Source organism: Paracoccus alkenifer (assembly GCF_900108405.1).
In the GTDB taxonomy this organism is placed as follows: domain Bacteria; phylum Pseudomonadota; class Alphaproteobacteria; order Rhodobacterales; family Rhodobacteraceae; genus Paracoccus; species Paracoccus alkenifer.
In genome coordinates this window covers 51823-75242 of record NZ_FNXG01000003.1, presented here as the reverse complement: position 1 = coordinate 75242, position 23420 = coordinate 51823, and the positions used below count along the sequence as shown (strand labels likewise).

The following is a 23420-nucleotide window of genomic DNA, read 5'->3' as shown; positions in this document are numbered from 1 at the left end:
GATGGGGGGCAGACAGCCCCCCTTTTCTTTCCGGCTCAGATCGACAGGCAGACGTATTTCATTTCCAGATAATCCTCGATCCCGTGGCGCGAGCCTTCGCGGCCCAGCCCCGACTGCTTGACGCCGCCAAAGGGGGCGACCTCGGTCGAGATGATGCCGGTGTTCACGCCGACGATGCCGTATTCCAGCGCTTCCTGCACGCGGGTGATGCGGCCGACGTCGCGGGCATAGAAATAGGCGGCCAGGCCAAAGATGGTGGCGTTGGCCTTGTCGATCACCTCTTGCTCGGTCTCAAAGCGGAACAGCGGCGCCAGCGGGCCAAAGGTTTCCTCGGTCGAGACCTTCGCATCGGCGGGAATATCCGTCACCACCGTCGGCTGAAAGAAGGATCCGCCCAGCGGATGGCGATTGCCGCCGGTGACCACCTTGGCCCCGCGGTCCAGCGCGTCGGCGATGTGTTCCTCGACCTTTTCCACGGCGTCCGCGTTGATCAGCGGGCCGGTGGTGGTGCCGGATTCCAGCCCGTCGCCCACATTCAGCCTGTCCACCGCCGCCGCCAGCCGGCGTGCGAATTCGTCATAGACCCCGGCCTGCACATAGATGCGGTTGGCGCAGACACAGGTCTGGCCGTTGTTGCGGAACTTCGACGCCATCGCCCCTTCGACCGCCGCATCCAGATCGGCGTCGTCAAAGACGATGAAGGGGGCGTTGCCGCCCAGCTCCATCGAGCATTTCAGCACCTGGTCGGCGGCCTGGCGCAGCAGGATGCGCCCGACCTCGGTCGAGCCGGTAAAGGTCAGCTTGCGCACCAGCGGGTTTTCGCAAAATTCCTTGCCGATGTCCGAGGACCGGCTGGAGGTCACCACCGACAGGATCCCCTTGGGCAGCCCGGCGCGTTCACCCAGCACAGCCAGCGCCAGCGCCGACAGCGGCGTTTCCGCCGCCGGCCTTGCGACAAAGCCGCAGCCCACCGCCAGCGCCGGGCCGCATTTGCGGGTGATCATCGCGTTGGGAAAATTCCACGGCGTGATCGAGCCAACCACCCCGATCGGCTGGCGCAGCACGGTCAGGCGCTTGTCGGCCATGTGGCCGGGGATGGTTTCGCCGTAGACGCGCTTGGCCTCTTCGCCGAACCACTCGATAAAGCTGGCGCCGTAAGCGATTTCGCCCTTGGCCTCGGGCAGGGGCTTGCCCATCTCGGCGGTCAGGATGGTGGCAAGGTCGTCCTGGTTCTGCATCATCAGGTCGAACCAGCGCCGCATGACCTGCGCGCGTTCCTTGGCCGGGCGGGCGGCCCAGTCCTTCATGGCGCGATGGGCGGCCTCGATGGCGCGGGCGACCTCGGCCCGCGACAGGTCGGCCACGCGGGCGATCACGTCGCCGCGGGCAGGATTTCGCACCTCAAAGGTCGCGCCGTCCTCGGCATCCACCCACTCGCCCGCGACAAAGGCGCGGGTTTCCAGCAACGAGGGGTCACGCAGCAGGGTCTTCAGATCGGTCGAATGGGCGGTCATGGTGTCTCCTCCGGTATGACGGCCGGGTTTCGGTCAGGCGCGACGTGAACACCGGCCGCCGCCATTGTCCAGTGCAACGCATCTGCGGCGCGCCCGGGTCCGCCCGAGGAATTTCAGCGCAGCGCCGCCCGCCAGCAGGGTTGCAGGTCGCCCGGCGCCGGGGCGGCCAGGAACACCGCCCGCGCGATGGCCCGCGCCATGGTGCAGGCGGCGGCATGGCCCAGCCGGAACGGGTCCGCCGCCTTGCGCGCCCCGGTCGAGACCGCGAACACCAGATCCCCGTCGAACGGCGTGTGCGAGGGCACGATGGCGCGAGCGAACCCGTCATGCGCCCCCACCGCCAGCCGGGTCAGCGCCGCCTTGTCCAGCGCGGCGTCGGTGGCGATGATGCCGATGGTGGTGGCCTCGCCCTGCCGCTTTTCCGGCGCGGGTTCATGGCCGGGGTCATAGGGGCCGGACAGGCCGCGGCCGCCGAATTCGTCCCCCAGTTCCCACGGCGCGGCCCAGAACTGCCCGGATGGCGCGGTCACCGACCCCAGCGCATTCACCGCCACCAGCGCGCCAATGGTGGTGCCGTCCTCCAGCACCGCCGAGGCCGAACCCAGCCCGCCCTTCCACTGCGCGGTCAGGGCGCCCGTTCCCGCGCCCTCGGACCCCAGCGCGAACCTCGCCCCGGCCGCATCCAGCGCGCGGCGCCCCAGCGCGGGATAGGGGCTGTCGTCCCAGCCCTTGTCGCCGCCGTTCAGCAGGTCGAACAGGATCGCGCCCGGCACGATCGGCACGCGCGCATCCCCCACTGCAAAGCCGCGCCCCATTGCGCGCAGCCCGGCCACCACGCCCTCGGCCGCGCCCAGCCCAAAGGCCGAGCCGCCCGCCAGCACCAGCGCATCCACCGCATGCACCAGCCGGTCGGGGGCCAGCAGGTCGGTTTCCCGCGTCCCCGGCGCGCCGCCCATCACATGCACGCCGCAGGCGAATGGCGCGTCCGAGGTCAGCACCGTCACCCCCGATTTCAGCGCTGCGTCCGCCGCATTGCCGACAACCAGCCCGGCCACATCGGTAATCAGGTTCAGTGGTCCTGCGCGCATGCCATTCTCCATTATGAAAATATCCCGGGGGCTTCCGAGCGCCCGGAAAACAGTCCGGTGGACTGTTTTCAGCGAGGAAGGCCACGGCAGTGGCCCGGGGGCTGGCCCCCGGTCCGGCCTCGCCACAGCCACACCCCCCGCAGCCTGTCGCAGAACCCGACCGCGGTGCAAGGCGTTGTGAAACCCCGCCCCGCGCCCTAGATCAGGGACCAACCGACAGGAGCCTGCCATGTCCGCACCGATCCACGCCATTTTCGGCCGCCCGCTCGACACCCCCACGCCCAGAGGGTTCGAGGAAATCGTGCTGGGCATGGGCTGCTATTGGGGGGTCGAGCGGCTTTACTGGCAGCAAGAGGGCGTATTCCTGACCGAGGTCGGCTTTGCCGGCGGCACCACCGAGAACCCGACCTATCGCCAGGTCTGCGCCGGCGGCACCGGCCATGCCGAGGTGGTGCGCGTGGTCTATGACCCCAGCCGGATCAGCACCGAACAGATCCTCAAGATATTCTGGGAAAACCACGATCCCACCCAGGGCAACCGGCAAGGCAACGACATCGGCGACCAGTATCGCTCGGTGATCTTCACCACCTCGGACCACCAGCTTGCCGTGGCCGAATCCAGCCGCATCGACTATGACAACCGGCTGGCGGTGGGCGGTTTCGGGCGCATCACCACGCAGATCGCGCCGCTCGACCGTTTCTGGCGCGCACCCGAAGACGACCACCAGCAATATCTGCACAAGGTGCCCGACGGCTATTGCGGGCTGCGCGGCACCGGGGTGCTGGCCTCCAGCGCCTCGGCGGTGCACGAGGCCGCAAGCGGCGAAAGCGACGGAAACCCGGAACCCTCGCCCTCGTCCGCGGGCGGGTCTTCGGTGGCGACGGGGGCGCTGTGATGGCGACCTGGACCGCGTTGACCCATGCGCAGGGCCGCGCCGCCGCCGAGGCGCTGGCCGAGGCGTGCGAGGATGTGCTGACCCCCGAACCCGTCGGCAGCGGCGTGTTCGAGATCGAGGACGGTTCCGACCGCTGGGAGGTGGGCGTCTATTTCACCGAAGCCCCCGATGAAATCGCGCTGGCCCTGCTGGCCGCCGCCCATGACGCCCAGCCCTTTGCCGTGTCGGAACTGCCCGAGGTGGACTGGGTGGCCCATGTCCGCCGCGAACTGACCCCGGTCGAGGCCGGCCGGTTCTTTGTCCACGGCGCCCATGACGCCCACCGCGTCCCCGAGGGCGCCGAATCGCTGTGTATCGAGGCCGCGATGGCATTCGGCACCGGCCACCACGACACCACCCGCGGCTGCCTGCTGGCGCTGGACCGGATGCTGACGGCGGGCGAGGCTCCGCTGCGCGTGGCCGACATCGGCTGCGGCACCGCGGTGCTGGCGATGGCGGCGGCGCGGGTGCTGCCGGGGGTGGTCGTCGCGTCCGACATCGACCCGGTGGCGGTCGAGACCGCACAGGCGAACGTGCTGGCCAACGGGCTGGACGGCCGCGTCGAATGCGTCATGGCCGAGGGGTTTTCGCACCCGCTGCTGCATGACGCGGGGCCGTATGAGCTGATCTTTGCCAATATCCTCAAGCAGCCGCTGATCGAGCTGGCGCCTGACATGGTGCGCCATCTGGCGCCGGGCGGGCGGGCGATCCTGTCGGGGATCCTGACGGCACAGGCCGACGATGTGGCCGCCGCCTATCAGGCCGCGGGCGTCCCGCTGGTGCGCCGCGATGATCTGGGGGAATGGGCGACGCTGGTCGTCGGGCGTCCGGCCACGGGCTGAATTCAGCCCCCCGTTCCGCCCGCTCAGCCCGGGCCCGCTCAGCCGCTGTTTGCCGATGGCGCCAGCTTGCGCTCGATATAGCTGCGCAGCTCTTCGATCTCGATCTGGGCCAGGCGCAATTCGTCCTGCGCGCGGAACGCCGCGTCGCGGGCATCGACCAGCCGCGCCGCCATGTCGTCTTGCGCGTGCGAATCCGCCGCCGGCCGAGGCGGTTCGGGGAACTCGGCGGCGGCGCCGGGCGGCGGGGCGGGGACGGGTTCCTCGGCCGCGCGCAGCGTCAGCCAGCCCGCAAGCCAGCCCAACAGGAACGCGGCGAACAACCCGCCGCCAATGGCGATCATCAACTCGGTCTGGTTCATGGGCCGAGCTTACGCCGCATCCGCCGCGCGGGCGAGAGGCAAGAACCTGCCGCCGGCCCTTGCGGCAAGCCCCCGCCGACCCGCAGGCGAGCTGCCGGAGGGCGTGGCGCGTGATCCTGCCCCGCTGTTCATCGCGCCGTGCAGAACCAATGTCAGCGCGAGGGTCGCGGGGGCGGAGGCGGGGGCGGAGGAGAGGTGCCTGCCGCGGCCGCGCCCTGCGGGCCGGAGGCGTCCGGCGCAGGGGCATCCGCGGGCGAATCATCCTCGGCCGAGGCAGCCTCTGCGGCCGCCGCAGCGCCGTCCTTGGCAGCGACGGCCTGCATCGTTGCAGAACCCTCGGCGGCGGGGTCGCCCGTTCCAGAAGCGGCCTCGGCTGCGCTATCGGGTTCCCCGGCGAGGCTGGCTGCGCTTTGCGCGGTTGTGTCGTCCGCTGTATCCGGGGCCGCTGCGTTGTCGGGCGCCGCTGTTGCTTTGCCGGCGGCATTGCCACTGCCCTCTGCGGCTGTGTCGTCCCCTTGGTTCGCGGCATCGCCGGGGGCGGCATCCTGCTCAGCCGTGTCCGTCGTATCGGCTGCAACGTCCTTGGCGCCGGCGGTGTCGCCCGCGACCTCGCCCGGCTTGGCGTCCGTCGCGGGCTGGGCGACCGTCACGCCGCGGGTGGTGACCTGCGCGGGCGGCTCGGCCGTGACCGGCTCGGGCGAGAGCAGGCGGAACTCGATGCGGCGGTTGGCTTCGCGACCCTCGGGCGTCGCGTTCGAGGCGACGGGCCGGTCGGCGCCGTGGCCGACGGCGGTCAGATGCGCGGTGTCGGCCCCCGCCTCGGCCAGCGCTGCGATCACCGCCCGGGCGCGGTCGGCCGACAGCTTGCGGTTGAAATCGGCCGAGCCCTGCGAATCGGTGTGGCCGCCGACCTCGATCCGAAAGACGGTGCAGTTTTCCATCTGGGCGGTCAGCGATTCGATGCTGGGGGCGACCTCGCCGGCCAGAGTGGCGCGGTTCGGCTCGAACCCGATTTCGGCCTGCTGCATGGCGGTGTTCAGCGCGTCCACGCATTGCTGCCCGCTGGGCAGGCCCAGTGCGGGGTCCAGCCGCGGGTCGTAGCGCAGCGCCAGCTCATAGGCGGCGCCGGTGCCCAGCCGCGCGCCCAGCCTGCGGGCGATTTCGTCGCTGGCCGCAGGGTCGCCGGTGGTGCCGCGCAGCGCGATCAGCGCCGGGGTCACCGTGGCGGTGCCGTGGTCCAGCACGTCCAGCGCCTCGATCGCGGCCATGCCGCGGGCGGCCCAGCCTGCGGGCAGGTCGTCGCGCAGCACCAGCGCCGGGGATTGCGCCGGGCCAAGGCGCGCGGCGGCAAGGCTTGCCAGCGCCGCGCCCATGCGTTCGTCCGGCACCGCGCCGTGCAGCGACACCCCTTGCGGGCCGGTGCCGACGACCAGCCGCAGCGGCCCGTCCCCGTCCTCGTCCCCGCCCCCTTCCCAGTCAGCCTCGTCCGCGTCGGGCGGGGCCAGCGTCGCGGTCAGCACGAAGCTGCGCGGCAGCGCCTGCGCCAGCCGGTCGCGGGCGGCGGGATAGGCGTCGCGCGCCTGCGCGGGCGCATCCAGCACCACCTGTGAATCGGTGATGGTCAGCCGGCCGGCGGGCAGGGCGTCCAGCGCCTCGATCCCCGCGATGGCGACCACCGGCCATTGCGGAGACGGCGCGCCCAGCCCGACCTCGCATTCCGGCGTGCCCTCGACCCCCGCGTTTGCCGCGGCCGAAAGGATGGCGTCGCGGGTGGGGATGGTGTCGGCGGAACAGCGGTCAAGGATGGTGCCGTCGGCGTCGCGTCGGATTTCCAGCGCAAAGGGCGCAATCACCGGGCGCGGGGCGCTGATGCCGGTGACCAGCACCACGCCGGCCGGCAGCGACAGCGACAACGCCTGTTCCAGCCGGGTCTTTTCGGCCTCGCCATTGGTCACGGCGGTGATTTCCACCCGTCCCGGCGTGACCGAGATCTTGGCGCGGGGCATCTGCTCGGCTGCGGCTACGGCAAAAGCGACGGCCTCGTCCCAATGCGCGGGGGCGGGGTGGTCGGCCAGTTCCAGCAGGTCGGTCAGCCGCGAAGGCCCGGCGGCGCGGCCCAGCCGGTCCAGCACCGGGCGGCGCTGCATCGCGCGGGGCGCCAGCCCGATCACCGAGGTGCCGTGTTCGTTGCGCAGGATTTCCAGCCGGAACGGCGGGGGCGCGATCTCGGCCTGGGTGGCGGCGCTGATGTCGTCGCTGACCCGCGCCAGCCCGGTGACGCCGGCTGCCGCGCCCGAGGCGGCAGCCACGGCGCGCAAATGCTGGATCTCATCGGGGGCGGTGCCGGTCAGCCGCACATTCAGCCCGTCGGTCGCGATGCGCGCCCAGCCCAGCGACTGGGCGGCCAGCTCGGCCCGGACCTCGGCATCCAGACGGGATTCGATGTGGGTCGAGGCCCATTGCCCTGCGGCCAGCGCGCCGCCCCCGGCGGCCGCCAGCAGCGCCAGCCCCACCAGCCGGGACCGCCAGCGGCGGGGAGAAGGGGGCGCGTTTCGCCTGGTTTCGGCCATATCGGGAATTTCCTTGTTGTCAGCCGTCCTGCCCCAGATGGGGACGCCCGGACCGCGCCGCAATCAAACCTGGGCGAGCCCCGCCAGCAGCAACGCCCCCGCCACGATCATCCCCGCATCGCGGTTCGCGCGAAACAGCCGCAGGCAGGACGCGCTGTCGTCCTGGTCGAACCGGCGCAGCTGCCACAGCAGATGCGCCGCGAACCCCGCGACCCCCAGCATCGCCAGCACCGCCTGCACCCCCGAGGGCCGGGTTGCCGCGACCGCCGCCGCCAGCAGCAGCACGGAACCGGCGGCAAAGCCCAGCAGCCAGCGCGGGCTGTCCTTGCCGAACAGCCGCGCGGTGGACTTCACCCCGATCAGGGCGTCGTCCTCGGCGTCCTGATGGGCATAGATGGTGTCGTAATGCAGCGTCCACAGGATCCCGGCCGCATAGGCCAAAAGCGGCGCCGGGTGCAGCGTGCCGCCATGCGCGGCAAAGGCCAGCAGCACCCCCCAGTTGAAGGCCAGCCCCAGAAACACCTGCGGCCACCAGGTGAAGCGCTTGGCAAAGGGATAGATCGCCACCAGCCCCAGCGAGGCAAACCCCAGCGCGATCGCCGCCCCGTTCATGGTCAGCAGGATCAGCCCCCCCACTGCCAGCTGCGCCGCCAGCCACAGATAGGTGCCCCGCAGCGTCACCTGGCCGGACGGCAGCGGGCGCGAGCGGGTCCGCGCCACCGAGGCGTCGATGTCGCGGTCGGTGATGTCGTTCCAGGTGCAGCCGGCGCCGCGCATCACCAGCGCGCCGATGCCGCAGGCGATCACCAGCCACAGATCCACCCAGCGCGGCCGGTCGGCGATCATCGCCAGCCCCGTTCCCCACCAGCAGGGCAGCAGCAGCAGCCAGGTGCCGATGGGGCGGTCGGCGCGGCTCAGCCGCAGCCACGGGCGCCATGCGGCGGGTGCATGGCGGTCCACCCAGTTGCCGCCGGGCGCATCCGCGACCATGGCTGTTCCACCGGGGGCGGATGGCGTAACCGGTGGCATGGGATCGTCAGGCTGCATAAGGTCCGCCAGCATGGGAAAGATCAGGCTTTACATAGATCACGGCTTTGCCCCGGGACAACCCGTGCCGCTGGACGCGGCGCAGGCGCATTACCTTGGCGGCGTGATGCGCCAGCCTGTCGGGGCGGAAATCGCGGTGTTCAACGGCCGCGACGGCGAATGGTCCGCGCGCCTGCAATCGCTGGGCAAACGCGGCGGAGAGCTGGGTCTGATCGCCCCCACCGCCCCGCAGGTCGATCCGCCCGATGTCTGGCTGCTGTTCGCCCCGATCAAGAAGGCGCGAACCGATTTCATCGTGGAAAAGGCCGCCGAGCTGGGCGCCTCGCGCATCCAGCCGGTGCAGACCGACCACAGCAACACCGAGCGCATCGCGCGCGAGCGGTTGCAGGCCCATGCGGTCGAGGCCGCCGAGCAATGCGGGGGCACCTTTGTGCCGCCCGTCGCCGATCTGGTGGCGCTGCCGCGGCTGCTTGCCGGCTGGGATCCCGCCCGCCGCATCCTGTGGGCGGACGAGGCGCTGGCGGGGGCCGCGCCGCCCTTGCAGGCGCTGGCGGCGCTGCCCCGCGGGCCATGGGCGATCCTGATCGGCCCCGAGGGCGGCTGGTCAGAGGCCGAGCGGCAGCGGCTGGCCCGGCTTGATTTTGTCCACAGCATCAGCCTGGGGCCAAGGGTTCTGCGCGCCGATTCGGCGGCTGTGGCGGCGTTGACGCTGTGGCAGGCGGTGTTGGGGGACTGGAATCCGCCCCGCGACAAGTGACCGCACTTGTCCTGCCTCGGGCAGTTTGCGCGACAGATCATGTCTTGTTTTGCGGCTTTGCCGGGATATTCCGCGGCGTATAGTCGCCCGAACGATGGAATCTTCGAGCTCTCACGCGGTTGCGAGCCGTCTCGACCCGCCCGTGAGCGGGCCGCGTCATGCGTTTGCTGCATAGCAGCATTCTGGCCCTGTCCGTAGTCGCCCGCCGGATTCCTGCCTATATCACAGTCACTTCCATACCACGCCCGCTGAAATGCGGGCTTTGAAAAGAACAGGTCCAATACAATGTCGGCCATCGATACCATCCGCGCCATTCCGGCAACGCGCCCCGCGGGTATCTTCGAAACCATCGCTGCGACCCTGCGCCACTGGGCCGAGGTCCGTGCGACCCGCAACGAACTCGAGCGTCTGACCGATCGCGAACTCAGCGACATCGGTCTGACCCGGGGCGAAATCGAGCGCGTGGCCCGCGGCATCTGATCGCGGCTGAACGCCAAAGTAAAAAGCCGGGGCGCGCGCGCAACATGCCAGCGAGCCCCGGCTTTTTCATGTCTGCAAGACCGTGCGGCCACCGTCCGAAAAAGGGCCGGGTCAGGGGATCGCCCCGACCCGGCCCTGACCAGCCCGGCCCTGATGTTTTCAGCCGCTAGACGCCGGCCTCGACGATGGCGCGGGCCAGCACCGGCACGCTGTCGCGGTTCAGCCCGGCGATGTTCAGCCGCGAATCGCCGACCAGATAGATGGCGTTGTCGTCCTTGATCTTCTGCACCTGCTCGGGCGTGGCGCCGAGGCGCGAGAACATGCCGCGGTGCAGCTCGATGAAGTCAAAGCGGTCGCTGCCGGTCAGGCTGCGCAGCTCGGCCGCCAGCTGCTGGCGCAGTGACAGCATCCCCAGCCGCACCTGTTCCAGCTCGGCCCGCCAGTCGGCGGCCAGCGCCGCATCCTCAAGGATGGTCTGCACGATCCGCGCGCCGTGGTCGGGCGGAAAGGAATAGGTCTGCCGCCCCAGGAACGCCAGCGCGCCCTGCGCCAATTCCCGCTGCGCGGGGTCTGCCACCTGCACCATCAGCAGCCCGGCGCGTTCGCGGTAGATGCCGAAGTTCTTGGAACAGGACGCCGCCACCAGCGCATCGGGCAGCGAGGACACCACCAGCCGCGTGCCGGCCGCATCCTCGTCCAGCCCGTCGCCAAAGCCCTGATAGGCCAGGTCCACCAGCGGCACCGCGCCGGTGCGTTCCAGGATCGCCACCACCTCGGCCCACTGCTCCAGCGTCAGGTTGGCGCCGGTCGGGTTGTGGCAGCAGCCATGCAGCAGCACCAGATCACCCTTTTTGGCGCGGGCGAGATCTTCCTTCATGCCCTCGAAATCGACGCCGCGGGTGGCGCTGTCGAAATAGCGGTATTCGACGAACGGCAGCCCCATGAATTTCAGCATCGAGACATGGTTCGGCCAGGTCGGGTCGGATACATGCACGGTCAGGTCGGGGTTGCCCATCCGCGCCATCTCGAACGCCTGCCGGATCGCGCCGGTGCCGCCGACGGTGGACAGCATGGCGGTGCGGTCGCTGTCGCGAGTCCTGCCCAGAACCATCGCGGACAGGGCGTCCAGATAGGCGGGCTCGCCCGTCAGCGCGGTGTAGCTTTTGGTGGTCTCGGCTTCCCAGATGCGGCGCTCGGCTTCCTTGACGGCGCGCATGACCGGGGTCAGCCCGGTCGGATCCTTGTAGACGCCCACGCCAAGGTCGATCTTGCCCTGCCGCGGATCGGCGCGGAATTCGCCCATCAGGGCCAGGATCTTGTCAGGGGCTTGAGGCTTGAGGTTGCCGAACATTCAGGCGTCTCCGGTTTCGATCTTGAGGTCGGGGTAGCTGCCCCATTCTGTCCAGCTGCCGTCGTAGACGGACCAGTCGCGCTTGCCCAGCCGTTCCAGCGCCAGCGCAAGGCTGGCCGCGGTGATGCCGGATCCGCAGGTGGTGATCGCGGGGCGCGACAGGTCCACGCCCCCGGATTCGAACGCGGCGCGCAGTTCGGGCACGGATTTCATCGTGCCGTCGTCGTTGTAAATCTGGCCCATGGGGACGTTGCGCGAGCCGGGGATATGGCCCTGGCGCAGGCCGGGACGCGGCTCGGGCTCGTCGCCGCGGAACCGGCCGGCGGGACGCGCGTCGATGATCACATGATCGCCCAGCTTGGCGGCGGCGGCGACCTGGGTCACATCGCGCACCCGCGCCGCCTGCCGCTGCACGGTCATGTGGCGGTCGCGGGTGATCGGGGGCAGATCCTCGACCTCGCGCCCCTCGGCCCGCCATTTCGCGAAACCGCCGTCCAGAACCGCCACGTCGATCTTGCCCATCAGGCGAAAGGTCCACCATACCCGCGCGGCCGAGCGCACGTCCGAGTTGTCGTAGATCACCACCTGGTGCCCGTCGCCGATGCCCATGGCGCGCAGGCGGCTGACGAACATTTCCGGCTGCGGCGCCATGTGGGGCAGGGGGCTGCGGGTGTCGGCGATGGCGTCGATGTCAAAGAACCGCGCGCCGGGGATATGGGCGGCCATGTATTCGGCATGGGCGTCGCGGCCGGTGGCCTCCATGTGCCAGCTGCCGTCGATGATGCGCAGGTCGGGGTCGTGCAGATGCGCGGCCAGCCAGTCGGTGGACACCAGCGTCCTGGGATCGTCCGCTCTGGAATCGTCGGTCACGGCTTCCTCCGTCGTGCTGGCCCGGTTCTTGGGCAGCTTTACCCCGCCCGGCACGGCCCTGCAACGCGCCATGCGCGCAGCACGCTCAGCCCTGTTTCAGCAGCCGCTGCTTTTCGCGGCCCCAGTCGCGCTTGGCCTCGGTCGCGCGCTTGTCATGGGCCTTTTTGCCCTTGGCGATGCCCAGCTTCAGCTTCACCCGGCCCTTGTGGTTGAAATACATCACCAGCGGCACCAGCGTCATCCCCTCGCGCCCGACCGCCTGCCACAGCCGCGCCAGCTCGCGCCGGCTGACCAGCAGCTTGCGGTGGCGCCGTTCCTCGTGCCCGAAGACGCCGGCCTGCTTGTAGGCCGCGATGTACGAGTTGATCAGCCACAGCTCGCCGTCCTCGACGCTGGCATAGCTGTCGGCGATATTGGACTGGCCGGTGCGCAGCGCCTTGACCTCGGATCCGGTCAGCACGATCCCGACCTCGATGTCGTTTTCGATGAAATAATCGAAACGCGCGCGCCGGTTCTCGGCGATCACCTTGTAGTTCGGATCGGATTTTGCCTGTGCCATGATCGGCGAGAGATAGGCAGAGCCGCGCCCGGTGTAAAGCGCCGGTGGGGGCGGCAAGGGGGAAAGGGGCGCTGCCCCTCGCGCCTGCGGCGCTCACCCCGGGATATTTGGGTGATGAAGAAGCGGCGGGGGGGGGTCTTTCTGGTCCAAATACCCATGCGGCCGTGCCACCGGGCGGGGAGGTGGCGTCTTGCCGACAGGACTTGCGGCAAGCGCCGCTTTCGGCTTTCCCTGCCCCCATGACACCGCGCCTTGCCACGATCCCCGCCAGCCTGCCCGATTCGGTCCCCTTCGTCGGCCCCGAGACGCTCGAGCGCCGCCGCGGCGCCCCGTTCTGCGCCCGGCTGGGGGCGAACGAGAACGGCTTTGGCCCCTCGCCCCTTGCCATCGAGGCGATGCGCGCGGCGGCGGCCGAGGTCTGGAAATACGGCGATCCGACGAATCACGATCTCAAGCAGGCGCTGGCGCGGCATTGCGGCTGCGACGCGGGAAATATCGTGGTGGGCGAGGGTGTCGACGGTTTGCTGGGGCTGGCGGTGCGGCTGCTGGTTGATGCGGGCGACCGGGTGGTGACTTCGGACGGGGGCTATCCGACGTTTGATTTCCACGTCGCCGGCTTTGGCGGGCAGCTGCTGCGGGTGCCTTATCGCGACGACATGCAGGATCCCTTGGCGCTGGTCGCGCGCGCGGCCGGCGCCGGCGCGCGCATGGTCTATCTGTGCAATCCCGACAACCCGATGGGCGGCTGGCATCCGCCCGAGGTGATCGAGGCGGCGGTGGCCGCGCTGCCCGCCGACATGCTGATGATCCTTGACGAAGCCTATGTCGAGTTCGCCCCGGCGCTGCCCCGGATCGACCCGGCGGACCCCAGGGTGCTGCGGATGCGCAGCTTTTCCAAGGCGCACGGCATGGCCGGTGCGCGGATCGGCTATGCCATCGGCGCGCCCTCGCTGGTCGCGGCGTTCGACCGGGTGCGCAATCATTTCGGCGTCAACGGCGTTGCGCAGGCGGGGGCGCTGGCGGCGCTGGGCGATTCGGCACATCTGGGCCTGACCCGGGCGCGGGTTGCGGCGGCGCGGGTGCGGATCGCGGAAATCGCGGCGGTGAACGGGCTGGCGGTGCTGCCCTCGGCCACCAACTTTGTCGCGGTGGACTGCGGCGGAGACGGGGATTTCGCCCGTCGCATCGTCGAGGGGCTGGCTGCGCGCGGGGTGTTCGTGCGGATGCCCTGGGTCGCGCCGCAGAACCGCTGCATCCGGGTCAGCTGCGGGCCCGACAGCGAACTCGACGCCTTTGCCGACGCCCTGCCCGAGGCGCTTGCCGGCGCGCGTGGGTAAGCGGTGCGTGCAGAGCACGCACCCTACGGCGCCGGATCATTATATCGTAACCCGTAGGGTGCGTGCTCTGCACGCACCATCCCTCAATGCCCCGCGACCTTTGAAAACCCGTTGATGACCACCACCCCCAGCACGATCAGCGCAATTCCGGCCACCGCAGGCCAGTCCGGCATCTGCCGGAACACCACGATGCCGATGGCGAGGGTCAGGACGATTCCCAGCCCGCTCCAGATCGCATAGGCGATGCCCAGCGGCATGTAGCGCAGCGCCTGCGACAGGAAATAGAACGACGCCAGATAGGCCAGCGCCATGATCGCGGTGGGGACCAGCCGGGTGAACTGCTGCGACAGCATCAGAAACGAGGTGCCGATTACCTCAAGCACGATGGCGACCATCAGGACCGGATAGCCCATGGCGCGCCTCAGATCAGCCCGGCGTGGGCCATGGCGGCGTCGATGCGGGCGCGGGTGGCATCGGTCAGCGGCACCAGCGGCAGGCGCACGGTTTCCCCGCAGCGCCCCAGCCGCGACAGCGCGTATTTCGCGCCCACCAGCCCGGGCTCAACGAAGATCGCGATATGCAGCGGCATCAGCAGATCCTGCACCCGCAGCGCCTCGGCGTAATCGCCCGCGCGGCAGGCGGCCTGCACCTGTGCGACCAGCGCCGGCGCCACGTTGGCCGTGACCGAGATGCAGCCGACACCGCCCTGCGCGTTGAAGCCGTGGGCGGTCGCATCCTCGCCCGACAGCTGGATGAAATCCGGCCCGCAGGTGATGCGCTGGCAGCTGACACGCTCCAGCCGGCCGGTGGCGTCCTTGACGCCGGCGATGCGCGGCAGCTTCGCCAGCTCGCCCATGGTTTCCGGCGTCATGTCGACGACTGAACGCCCGGGGATGTTGTAGATGATGATCGGGCGGTCGGTGGCGTCGTGGACGGCGGTGAAATGCGCGATCAGCCCGGCCTGGGTCGGCTTGTTGTAATAGGGCGTCACGATCAGCAGCCCGTCGGCCCCGACCTCGCAGGCGTGGCGGGCCAGTTCGATCGCCTCTTGCGTGTTGTTCGACCCGGCGCCGGCGATCACCGGCACCCGGCCGGCGGCGTGGCGGACCACGGCCTCGACCACTTTGCGGTGTTCGTCATGGCTCAGCGTCGGGCTTTCGCCGGTGGTGCCGACCGGGACCAGCCCGTTGCTGCCTTGCTCGATCAGCCAGTCCACCAGCCGTTCGAGCGCCGGCCAATCGACTGCCCCCTTGTCGGTCAGCGGCGTGACCATGGCGGGGAGAGATCCTTGGAACATGACTCGATCCTGACGATGCTGTTTGCCTGCGGCATACAACCGCGCGAACGCAATGCCAAGCAGGGCTGCCGCGGATGTGAGTTGCCATGACGCGCCGCCCCGCCCAGATTGCCGCAATGAACCGCGCAAAATTCAGACTGGCCGCGCTGGCTCTTGCGGCCGCCGGCGCCACCGCCGCCCTTGCCCCCGGTGCGTGGGCCGAGGACGGCACGGCGATTCGGCGGGCGCTGGCCGCGGCGGGGGCGCAGGACTGGGCTGGCGCCGCGGCCAGCGCCTTGCAGTCGGGGGCGCTGGCCCTTGATCTGGTGGCGTGGCAGCGGCTGCGTGCCGGGCAGGGGGGATGGGCCGAATACCTCGACTTTGCGCGGCGCAACCCCGACTGGCCGGGGATGGAACTGCTGTATCGCCGGGGCGAGGCTGCGCTGCCCCCCGATGCCCCCGGCGCCGAGGTGCTCGAATGGTTCGGCGAGCGTCTGCCCGAAACCGTTCCGGCCGCGCTGGCATGGATCGCCGCGCAGCCGCGCAGGGGGCGCGCCGATGCCGCCGTGCGGTTCTGGACGCAACCCCTGCCGCTGGACGATCTGGCCGAGGCCGCGTTCCTTGCCGCGCATGGCAAGCCCGTGGCGTCCCATCACGACGCGCGACTGACCGCGCTGCTGGATGCCGGCGAATGGGCGGCGGCCGAACGGATGCTGCCGCGCATCGCACCCGGCCCCACCGCAGATCTGGCCCGCGCGCGCATCGCGGTGCAGGCGAAACGTCCCGGGATGGACGCGCTGATCCTGGCGCTGCCGCAGCCGCAGCGTGACGATGCCGGGCTGGCGCTGGACCGTTTCCGCTGGCGGGTGGCGGCGAAACAGGGCGAGCTGGCGCGCGAGTTGATGCTGGAACGCTCGACCTCGGCCGAGGCGCTGCGCGATCCGGCCGCATGGGCGGGGCTGCGGCGCGACTACGCCCGCGCGGCGATGCGTGCCGGCGACTGGGCGCTGGCCGAGCGTTTCGCCGCCAACCATTTCCTGCCCGAGGACCACGCGGACGCCGTCGATCTGGACTGGCTGGCCGGCTATGCTGCGCTGCGGGCAGGCGCGGGCGACCGCGCGGCCGCGCATTTCGCCCGGCTGCCGGTCGAGGGGCGTTCGGGGATCACCCTGGCGCGCACCCATTACTGGCAGGGCCGCGCGGCCGAGGCACAGGGCGCCGGGCTTGCCGCCGAGGGCGCCTATCTGCGCGCCGCCGCGCATCAGACGACCTATTACGGCCAGCTTGCGGCCGAGCGGATCGGTGTTCCCATGGACGCCGCGCTGATCCTTGCCGGGGCCGACACGCTGCCCGACTGGCGCGGCTCGTCGCTGCTGGGCAACCGGGTGTTTCAGGCCGGGGTGTGGTTGCTGGCGGCGGGTGACGGCGCGCAGGCGCAGCGGTTCTTTCTGCATCTGGCTGCGACGGCGCAACCCGACGACATCCTGCGCATGGGCCGGTTGATGGCCGAGATGCGCCGCCCCTGGGATGCGCTGCGCCTGTCCAAGGCCGCGGCGGCCAAGGGGCTGGTCCATCCGGCGCTGCATTACCCGCTGACCGGGCTGGAACGCGGCAGCTTCGGCCTGCCGCCGGAACTGGTGATGGCGATTGCCCGGCAGGAAAGCGAATTCAACCACACGGTGATGTCCCCGGTCGGCGCGCGCGGGCTGATGCAGGTGATGCCCGAGACCGCCCGGCAGGCTGCGGGCGAGATCGGCGAACCCTTTGAGCTGCCCCGGCTGACGCAGGACGCCGCCTATAACGCGCGGCTTGGCGCGGCCTATCTTGAGGGGCTGCGCAACCGTTTCGGCAACTCGGTCGCGCTGGTGGCGGCGGGGTATAACGCGGGGCCGGGGCGATCGTCGCGCTGGCTGCGCGACTTTGGCGATCTGCGGGCCGAGGCCGGCGCCGACCCGGTGGACTGGGTCGAGATGATCCCCTTTGACGAGACCCGCAACTACGTCATGCGCGTAGCCGAGGCGCTGCCGGTCTATCGCGCCCGCATCGCCGGGCACAGCGTGGGTTTCGTGCCCAGCTGGGATCTGAGCGGCGGGGTTTCCGCCCCGCAGGTCAGGGGGGGGCCGCTGGTGCTGGCGGGCTCTGCCCACCCCCGCCCGACGCCGGCATGGGTCAGCGAGGCTTTCGTGCAGGCCGAGCGGCTGGCGCTGACGGGGGCAGGGGACATCGCGGCCGATCACCCCCCCGCAGACCCCGAGGCGTTGGCCGGGGACGCCCCCCGCCCCGGTCCCCAGATCGCCGAGATCGCCCGCATGATCGGCCCGCCTGCCGTTTCGGCCTCGACCGCGCCGCCGACCCGTCCCGGCCGGACCGACGACGGGGATGCGGATGCGGACGTTGCGCAACCCGAGACCGCCCCGCCCGAAGCCGCCCCGCAAGAGGCCGCCGCCGCGGCCGCCGCTGCGGTCAGCCCGCCGGAGCCTGAAGTTTCACCTGCCGCTCTCGCCACCAGGTGAACAGCCCGGCGGCGGCGATGATGACCATGCCCAGGATCACGTTCAGACCGACAGTCTCGCCCAGAAACAGCAGCCCGATCAGCGACACCCAGATCAGCTGCGTATAGGAATAGGGTTGCAGGCTTGAGGCCTCGGCCAGCGAATAGGCGCGGATCAGCAGATAGTGCCCGACAAATCCGGTCACGCACAACACGGCCATCGGCAGCCAGTCGGCGGGCGCCAGCGCCTGTATCTGCCCGATCCCGACCACGGTGATCCCCGCCGCCCCGGCGATGCCGGTCCAGAACAGGCTGACATTGGCGCCATCGCCGGCCGACACCATCCGCGTCATCAGCACATAGACCGCAAACATCAGCGCCGACAGCAATGGCAGCGCGGCCCATGGCGAAAACACCCGCACGCCCGGTTGCAGGATGATGAGGATGCCCAGAAACCCGACGCCGACCGCCGCCCAGCGACGCCAGCCGACGCGCTCGCCCAGGACCGGGCCCGACAGGGCGACGATGATCAGCGGATGGGCGATGAACACGGCGTGGGATTCCACCAGCCCCAGGTTCACAAAGGCGAACAACATCACCACGATCTCGAACACCAGCAGCAGCCCGCGCGCGATCTGCAACCACGGGTGGCGCGGACGCAGGGCGGCGCGCAGCCCTCCGGGGTGGCGCGCGGCCAGCACGATCACGAACAGCGCAAAGAACCAGTAGCGCAGCATCACGATCAGCACCGGCGGGTAATGCGCCCCCAGATAGCGCGACACCGCGTCCTGCACCGAAAAGATCAGGCTGACGAGACACATCAGCAGGATGGCCAGCGCCGGACGGTCGCCTCGCCCCGTCAGCGGCGGGGGCGGGACGGGCGGGGGCGGAACAGGGGCCGGCGGGAAAGAGGCGCTATGGGGCATCGAAACCAACGAAAGGGCAAAGAAAGGGCCGTGACGGCTTTGCACGTCCGGCCAGCGATTCGCGCTGCGCCCGGGGGCTGTCAAGCCGGCGCAGGGCGGGCCGGGACCAAAGCCCCACCCGCCGGACAGCCGCCCGCCCGAGCCAAAGGCCCGGCCGCCGCCTCAGTCGCGGCTGCGGACGATCGCGGCGAACCCGTCGAACAGCTGGGAATTGGCGCAAACGATGCTGCCGGCGTCGGCAATGGGGCCGTCGAACGGGCGCAGCGGCTCGACGAAACCGCCGGCCTCGCGCACCAGCAGGATGCCGGCGCCCACATCCCAGGCGCGGATGCCGCGTTCCCAGTAACCATCATAGCGCCCGGCCGCGACATAGGCCATGTCCAGCGCCGCCGAGCCCCAGCGCCGCACCCCCGCGCAGACCGGCATCAGCCGCGCCAGATCCTTGAGCGTGGCGGGCAGGGTCTTGCCGGCGCCAAAGGGAACCCCGGTCGCAAAGATCGCGCCGGACATGTCGCGCCGTCCCGACACCCGCAGCCGCTGGTCGTTGACAAAGGCGCCGTCGCCCTTTTCGGCGGTGAACAGCTCGTCCTTGGCGGGGTCATAGACCACGGCGGCCACCACCTCGCCCTTGTGCTCCAGCGCGATGGACACGGCCCAATGCGGCAGCCCGTGCAGGAAATTGGTGGTGCCGTCCAGCGGATCGACGATCCAGCGGCGGGTGGGATCCTCGCCCGGCTCCATCCCGGTTTCCTCGCCTAGCCAGCCATAGTTCGGGCGGGCGCCGCGCAGCTCTTCCTTGATGATACGCTCGGCCTCGCGGTCGGCGCGGCTGACGAAATCGCCGGGGCCCTTGGTGGAAACCTGCAAGTTCTCGACCTCGCGGAAATCCTTGACGAGGCTGCGGCCGGCCTTGCGCGCGGCCTTGATCATGACGTTGAGATTGGCGCTGGCCATCGGTTCCGGTCCTATCTGGGGCAGGCCCGTTTAGTCCGAAGCGGTGGGGAAGTGAAGCGGGGCAAAGCCGACCTTCACGCTCTTTCTGGGTTCGTGGGGGCGGAAGGCTGCTTTGTGAGCTTGTACCTGAGCAGTCTGCTGCCGCGGACGAGAACTCGTGCTGATTCCAGAAACGCCCGATATGGAAGCACCGTGAGGTATCTGTAACGTGGAAGTTTGTAGCTGCGGATGTTGATCTGGATTTGCGTTTCTATCGCAGTTCTCTGGCTGGCGATCGGCGGGTCAACAAACATGGCTTTCCGGCCGCTAAGGAATTCCAGATCGAACGCGATGTCATAGGCCAGTCTCATCGGTAGCAGTGATGCAATCCATGCAGCAGCATTTCTGTTTACGACATATCCGCCGGCGCCCTTTTCTCGACTAAGGCTGATGGAAAGATTGTATCCATCGCCAATTTCCACCGCCTTGAACTTCGGACCGGAATTTACGGTGGTCAGCCGTAAAATATCCCAATGACTGCCAAGCGCTATGGATTGGCCCAGGACTTTTTTGAAGTCAGGCATAATTCTGATGTCATCTTCGAATATAATTGCGTAATTCATATCGCTTTTTAAAAAGTCGTTCATGCAGTTTATATGACTTAGGTAACATCCCACCTCTGGCGGGACAGTCTTTCTGCCGTGAAGAATTTTGTAAGAAATTTCGCTAAATTCTTTTATCGGAAATTTAATTTTATTCCCAATGACGGCGGGCATTCTCTTGTAATTTATACCGGCGTTCCGAAGCTCTTCGTGAGACTTGCGCAACCTTTCTTCTGCGCCGTCCATATTGATGAGATAAGCGCAAATTTTTTTACCGGAGATGATGTTGTCGCCATCACTGTTCATGCTCGGTTTCCGTATGTTTTCCTGAGAAAAACTGACTTTGACCCCCGTCTGTGAAGGGTGACTGTGCAGCTAGTCAAGTCGAAATAGAGTTTTTGGGTATTTTCCAAGGGCTCCGCCCCATGAGTCGTTGCCGCGATTGGACCGGCCATGCCACGGAACTCTCAGGCCTCATTCTGCCGCCTCTAACTTCTGCCCTCGGCTTTCCCGTGCCAGCCGCAGCATGTCCTGCATAAAGGGCTGGTCGCGGTCTTCGTCGCGGATGGCGGCGTAAAGCCGGCGGGTGACGCCGTCCCGGCCCAGGCGCAGGGCGGCAAGATCGGCATTGTCGGCCTCGCGCTGCATCACCCAGTCGGGCAGCACCGCCACGCCGCGGCCCGAGGCCACCAGCAGCAGGATCACGTCGGTCAGCTCGATCTCGCGCACCGCCTCTGGCTGCACCCCGGCCGGGTTGAGGAAATGCGAAAACACGTCCAGCCGCGCCCGGTCCATCGGATAGGTGATCAGGGTTTCGGTCGCCAGATCGGCCGGCTCGGCGAACTCGCGTCCGGCCAGCGGATGCGCGGCGGCCACCGCCAAGAGCGGCTGATAATCGAACAGCGGCTCGAAGATCACCCCCGGCAGTTCCTCGGGGTCCGAGGAAATCACCAGATCGGCCTCGCCCCGCACCAGCGCCGGCAGCGCGGTAAAGGCCAGCCCGGCGCGCACGTCGATGTCCACCTGCGGCCAGCCGTGGCGGAACGCGTCCAGCGCCGGCAGCAGCCAGTTGAAACAGGCGTGGCATTCCATGGCGATATGCAGCCGGCCGACGCGGCCCTGGGTGATGCCGCGGATCTCGGCCTGGGCGGCCTCGACCATGGGCAGCACCTGCCGGGCCAGCGCCAGCAGCCGCAGCCCGGCGGGCGACAGGCGCATCGGCTTGCTTTGGCGTAAAAACAGCGTGGTGCCGGCCTGTTCCTCAAGCGCGCGGACCTGATGGGACAGCGCCGATTGGGTGATGTTCAGCACCTCGGCGGCGCGGGCCAGCCCGCCCTGGTCGTGAATGGCGCGGATCGTCCGCAGATGGCGCAGTTCAAGATGCATGGGATTCATGTGAAACTTGTGCAAGTTGAATTTGTCTCACGCATCGGCGCGTGGCACAAGGGCCGCGAAAGGATGCCCGCCATGACCTTCACCGCCCCTCGCATCAGCTTTGAATTCTTTCCGCCCAAGAACCTCGACCAGTCCTTCAAGCTGTGGGAAACCGCGAATGCGCTGGCGCCGCTGGGGCCGGATTTCGTGTCCGTGACCTATGGCGCGGGCGGCACCACCCGCCAGCTGACGCATGAGGCGGTGACGGCGCTGGCCTCGAACTATGGGCTGAACGTGGCGGCGCATCTGACCTGCGTCGAGGCGACGCGGGCCGAGACCATGCAGATCGTCGACGACTACGCGGCCGCCGGCGTGACCGAAATCGTGGCGCTGCGTGGTGATCCGCCGCAGGGCACCGACCGCTTTCGCCCGCACCCCGACGGTTTTGCCGATTCGGCCGAGCTGATCGCCGCCATCTCTGCGCGCGGCGGGTTCAAGATCCGCTGCGGCGCCTATCCCGAGCCGCATCCCGAAAGCCCGGACAGCGCCGCCGACGTGGCCTGGCTGAAGCGCAAGATCGACGCAGGCGCCAGCAGCGCCATCACCCAGTTTTTCTTTGACGCCGACGTGTATTTCCGCTTTCGCGACGCCTGCGACGCGGCGGGGATCGCGGCGCCGATCATCCCGGGCATCCTGCCGGTGCAAAGCTGGGCGGGCACGAAACGCTTTGCCGCGCGCTGCGGTGCCTCGGTCCCGCAATGGGCGGACGACGCCTTTGCCGCGGCCGGCCCCGAGGGCGAGCGCGCGCTGGCCATCGACATGGCGGCGGGCCTGTGCCGGCGGCTGATCGAGGGCGGGGTGGACCGGCTGCATTTCTATACCGTCAACCGCCCCGAGATGACGCTGGCGGTCTGCAACGCGTTGGGGATCGAGGCGCCAAAGGCTCAGGTCGCCTGATCGGGCGACGGCGGGGCGGGATCGGAGGCTTTCCTGCGCCGCAGCCTGTGGCGCATCGCCCGCAGCCGGGCCTTGATGCGGCCGGGCGCCCGTTCAGGCGCCCCGCGCGGGCTGCGTCGGATGCGTTCGGGGTCAAGGATCAGCGCCGGCCCGCCATAGGGCAGCGGCACCGACGGGTGCAGCCGGTCGCCAGCGGTCCCCACGGTGCGCGGCGCGCGCAGCAAAAACACCCGCCCCCAGCGATACCACGTCCCCATCGAGGGCGCGGTGATGTCCATCGCCAGCCCCTCGCGCCAGTCCGGTGGCAGCGGCAGGCCCTGCGCCGCGGCCTTTTCCAGCATCCAGACCAGCGGGATATTGGCCAGCGGGCGGCATTCCTCGTGCCCGTCCAGCTGGCCGCCGATATCGGCGTGCGAGCCGCGAAACCAGCGCTGCTCGACCCGCCCCTTGGGGTGGTCGGCCCACAGGATCGGAAAGAACGCCGCGCGGGTTTCGTCCAGCGCCAGCGCGTGGGCGCCGAACCGCACATGCGGCGCCAGCCCGTGGCTGTGGAAACGGTGGCTGCCCTCGGTCAGCATCCACAGCAGCGGCAGCCGCACCCCCAGCGCGGCCACGGTATCGAACAGCCCCATCATGTCGATGGGCACATAGGGGTGGCAGCGCCGCCGCAGCCCGGCGCGCACCGCGTCCGAGGCCCCGTCGCGATAGATGCGCCATGCCACCCGGATATTGCGTTCGGTGGCGTGATCGGGGCGCAGCAGCCCCACGCGGGCGATCATCCCGACCAGCGACCGCGCGGCAAAGGCGCCCCGCGAATAGCCAAGGACAAAGATCGGGTCACCGGGTCGCCAGCTGCTGGCCAGCCAGCCATAGGCGGCGGCGATGCGATCCTCGATCCCGCGGCCGGTCATCACCGACCGCCAGTCGTCCCATTGCAGCCCGCGCCCGTAATGCACCCGCAGCGGCCCGGCGGCGGGCGCCGCCCGCAGCACCAGCCGTCTGATCGTGGCGATATGTGTCGCCCGCCGCCCCCGGCGCGATGCGAGCGTTCCGTCCAGCAGGACGACATGGGTAATGGGCGGGCGGTGCAGCGTCATGGTCCCATCATCAACCCGAAACCCTGCGATTCGGTTTACGCCCGCGCCCATGCGCC

The 23420-nt window shown here is 69.4% G+C and carries 22 protein-coding genes; 7 read left to right on the top strand and 15 right to left on the bottom strand.

Annotated elements, in window-relative coordinates; translation table 11 throughout:
* Window positions 1–35 precede the first annotated feature (35 nt).
* Window positions 36–1514, bottom strand: a complete 1479-nt coding sequence (locus BLW83_RS08735) for an NAD-dependent succinate-semialdehyde dehydrogenase (protein WP_090847748.1) — start codon at window positions 1512–1514, stop codon at window positions 36–38.
* A gap of 113 nt (window positions 1515–1627) precedes the next feature.
* On the bottom strand, window positions 1628–2602 hold the full coding sequence (locus BLW83_RS08730) for a P1 family peptidase (protein WP_090848147.1): 975 nt from the start codon (window positions 2600–2602) through the stop codon (window positions 1628–1630).
* A 229-nt stretch (window positions 2603–2831) separates the two neighbouring features.
* Between BLW83_RS08730 and msrA the strand changes: the two genes are divergently transcribed.
* Window positions 2832–3497: a peptide-methionine (S)-S-oxide reductase MsrA gene (msrA, locus tag BLW83_RS08725; protein WP_090847746.1), complete on the top strand. Its 666-nt coding sequence runs from the start codon at window positions 2832–2834 to the stop codon at window positions 3495–3497.
* Window positions 3497–4378: a 50S ribosomal protein L11 methyltransferase gene (locus BLW83_RS08720; RefSeq protein WP_090847744.1), complete on the top strand. Its 882-nt coding sequence runs from the start codon at window positions 3497–3499 to the stop codon at window positions 4376–4378. Before msrA ends, BLW83_RS08720 begins: the two co-directional genes overlap by 1 nt.
* Before the next feature lie 38 nt (window positions 4379–4416).
* Here the strand turns inward: BLW83_RS08720 and BLW83_RS08715 are convergent, their stop codons facing one another.
* The 3 genes from BLW83_RS08715 to ubiA all read right to left on the bottom strand — a co-directional run bounded on the left by BLW83_RS08715 (window position 4417) and on the right by ubiA (window position 8336).
* Window positions 4417–4737 carry a hypothetical protein gene (locus tag BLW83_RS08715; protein WP_090847742.1) on the bottom strand — a complete coding sequence of 107 codons (321 nt, stop codon included), beginning with the start codon at window positions 4735–4737 and terminating at the stop codon, window positions 4417–4419.
* Between the two features lie 152 nt (window positions 4738–4889).
* Window positions 4890–7307, bottom strand: a complete 2418-nt coding sequence (locus BLW83_RS08710; RefSeq protein WP_090847740.1) for an OmpA family protein — start codon at window positions 7305–7307, stop codon at window positions 4890–4892.
* Window positions 7308–7370: 63 nt separating this feature from the next.
* The gene (ubiA, locus tag BLW83_RS08705; protein ID WP_245728739.1) at window positions 7371–8336 is read right to left on the bottom strand and encodes a 4-hydroxybenzoate octaprenyltransferase; all 966 of its coding nucleotides are present in this window, start codon (window positions 8334–8336) and stop codon (window positions 7371–7373) included.
* Between the two features lie 31 nt (window positions 8337–8367).
* Between ubiA and BLW83_RS08700 the strand changes: the two genes are divergently transcribed.
* Window positions 8368–9111, top strand: a complete 744-nt coding sequence (locus BLW83_RS08700; RefSeq protein ID WP_090847738.1) for a 16S rRNA (uracil(1498)-N(3))-methyltransferase — start codon at window positions 8368–8370, stop codon at window positions 9109–9111.
* A 285-nt stretch (window positions 9112–9396) separates the two neighbouring features.
* Entirely contained in the window at window positions 9397–9591 is a 195-nt protein-coding gene (locus BLW83_RS08695; protein WP_090847735.1) for a DUF1127 domain-containing protein, read from the top strand.
* Window positions 9592–9757: 166 nt separating this feature from the next.
* Here the strand turns inward: BLW83_RS08695 and BLW83_RS08690 are convergent, their stop codons facing one another.
* The 3 genes from BLW83_RS08690 to smpB form a co-directional block, all read right to left on the bottom strand.
* A complete protein-coding gene (locus tag BLW83_RS08690) occupies window positions 9758–10942 on the bottom strand; it encodes an amino acid aminotransferase (RefSeq protein WP_090847733.1) in 1185 nt (394 codons plus the stop codon).
* Window positions 10943–11812, bottom strand: coding sequence for a 3-mercaptopyruvate sulfurtransferase (gene sseA, locus BLW83_RS08685; RefSeq protein ID WP_245728737.1), 870 nt, complete (start codon window positions 11810–11812; stop codon window positions 10943–10945).
* 85 nt (window positions 11813–11897) lie between these two features.
* Window positions 11898–12371 carry an SsrA-binding protein SmpB gene (gene smpB / locus BLW83_RS08680; RefSeq protein WP_090847729.1) on the bottom strand — a complete coding sequence of 158 codons (474 nt, stop codon included), beginning with the start codon at window positions 12369–12371 and terminating at the stop codon, window positions 11898–11900.
* A 239-nt stretch (window positions 12372–12610) separates the two neighbouring features.
* On the opposite strand from smpB, the gene BLW83_RS08675 reads away from it, so the two are divergent.
* Window positions 12611–13708: a pyridoxal phosphate-dependent aminotransferase gene (locus BLW83_RS08675; protein WP_090847727.1), complete on the top strand. Its 1098-nt coding sequence runs from the start codon at window positions 12611–12613 to the stop codon at window positions 13706–13708.
* A gap of 83 nt (window positions 13709–13791) precedes the next feature.
* On the opposite strand, the gene BLW83_RS08670 is transcribed toward BLW83_RS08675, so the two are convergent.
* Window positions 13792–14121: a DMT family transporter gene (locus BLW83_RS08670; RefSeq protein ID WP_090847725.1), complete on the bottom strand. Its 330-nt coding sequence runs from the start codon at window positions 14119–14121 to the stop codon at window positions 13792–13794.
* A gap of 8 nt (window positions 14122–14129) precedes the next feature.
* Window positions 14130–15005 (bottom strand): 4-hydroxy-tetrahydrodipicolinate synthase, encoded by an 876-nt coding sequence (dapA, locus tag BLW83_RS08665; RefSeq protein WP_090847723.1) that lies wholly within the window; start codon window positions 15003–15005, stop codon window positions 14130–14132.
* Window positions 15006–15121: 116 nt separating this feature from the next.
* Between dapA and BLW83_RS08660 the strand changes: the two genes are divergently transcribed.
* A complete protein-coding gene (locus BLW83_RS08660) occupies window positions 15122–17497 on the top strand; it encodes a lytic transglycosylase domain-containing protein (protein WP_090848145.1) in 2376 nt (791 codons plus the stop codon).
* Here the strand turns inward: BLW83_RS08660 and BLW83_RS08655 are convergent.
* From BLW83_RS08655 to BLW83_RS08640, 4 genes are all read right to left on the bottom strand, one after another.
* Complete coding sequence (locus BLW83_RS08655) at window positions 17448–18338, bottom strand: DMT family transporter (RefSeq protein ID WP_425433945.1); 891 nt, start codon at window positions 18336–18338, stop codon at window positions 17448–17450. The two genes, BLW83_RS08660 and BLW83_RS08655, sit on opposite strands and share 50 nt — an antisense overlap.
* A gap of 225 nt (window positions 18339–18563) precedes the next feature.
* On the bottom strand, window positions 18564–19355 hold the full coding sequence (locus BLW83_RS08650; RefSeq protein WP_090847721.1) for an inositol monophosphatase family protein: 792 nt from the start codon (window positions 19353–19355) through the stop codon (window positions 18564–18566).
* Window positions 19356–19429: 74 nt separating this feature from the next.
* Complete coding sequence (locus BLW83_RS08645) at window positions 19430–20242, bottom strand: glycosyltransferase family 25 protein (RefSeq protein ID WP_090847719.1); 813 nt, start codon at window positions 20240–20242, stop codon at window positions 19430–19432.
* Window positions 20243–20410: 168 nt separating this feature from the next.
* Window positions 20411–21322: a LysR family transcriptional regulator gene (locus tag BLW83_RS08640; RefSeq protein WP_090847717.1), complete on the bottom strand. Its 912-nt coding sequence runs from the start codon at window positions 21320–21322 to the stop codon at window positions 20411–20413.
* Between the two features lie 81 nt (window positions 21323–21403).
* Here BLW83_RS08640 and metF point away from each other — a divergent pair, with 81 nt between their 5' ends.
* Window positions 21404–22267, top strand: coding sequence for a methylenetetrahydrofolate reductase [NAD(P)H] (gene metF / locus BLW83_RS08635; RefSeq protein WP_090848143.1), 864 nt, complete (start codon window positions 21404–21406; stop codon window positions 22265–22267).
* Here the strand turns inward: metF and BLW83_RS08630 are convergent.
* Window positions 22255–23364 carry a DUF2235 domain-containing protein gene (locus tag BLW83_RS08630; RefSeq protein ID WP_177172530.1) on the bottom strand — a complete coding sequence of 370 codons (1110 nt, stop codon included), beginning with the start codon at window positions 23362–23364 and terminating at the stop codon, window positions 22255–22257. The two genes, metF and BLW83_RS08630, sit on opposite strands and share 13 nt — an antisense overlap.
* Between the last annotated feature and the right edge of the window lie 56 nt (window positions 23365–23420).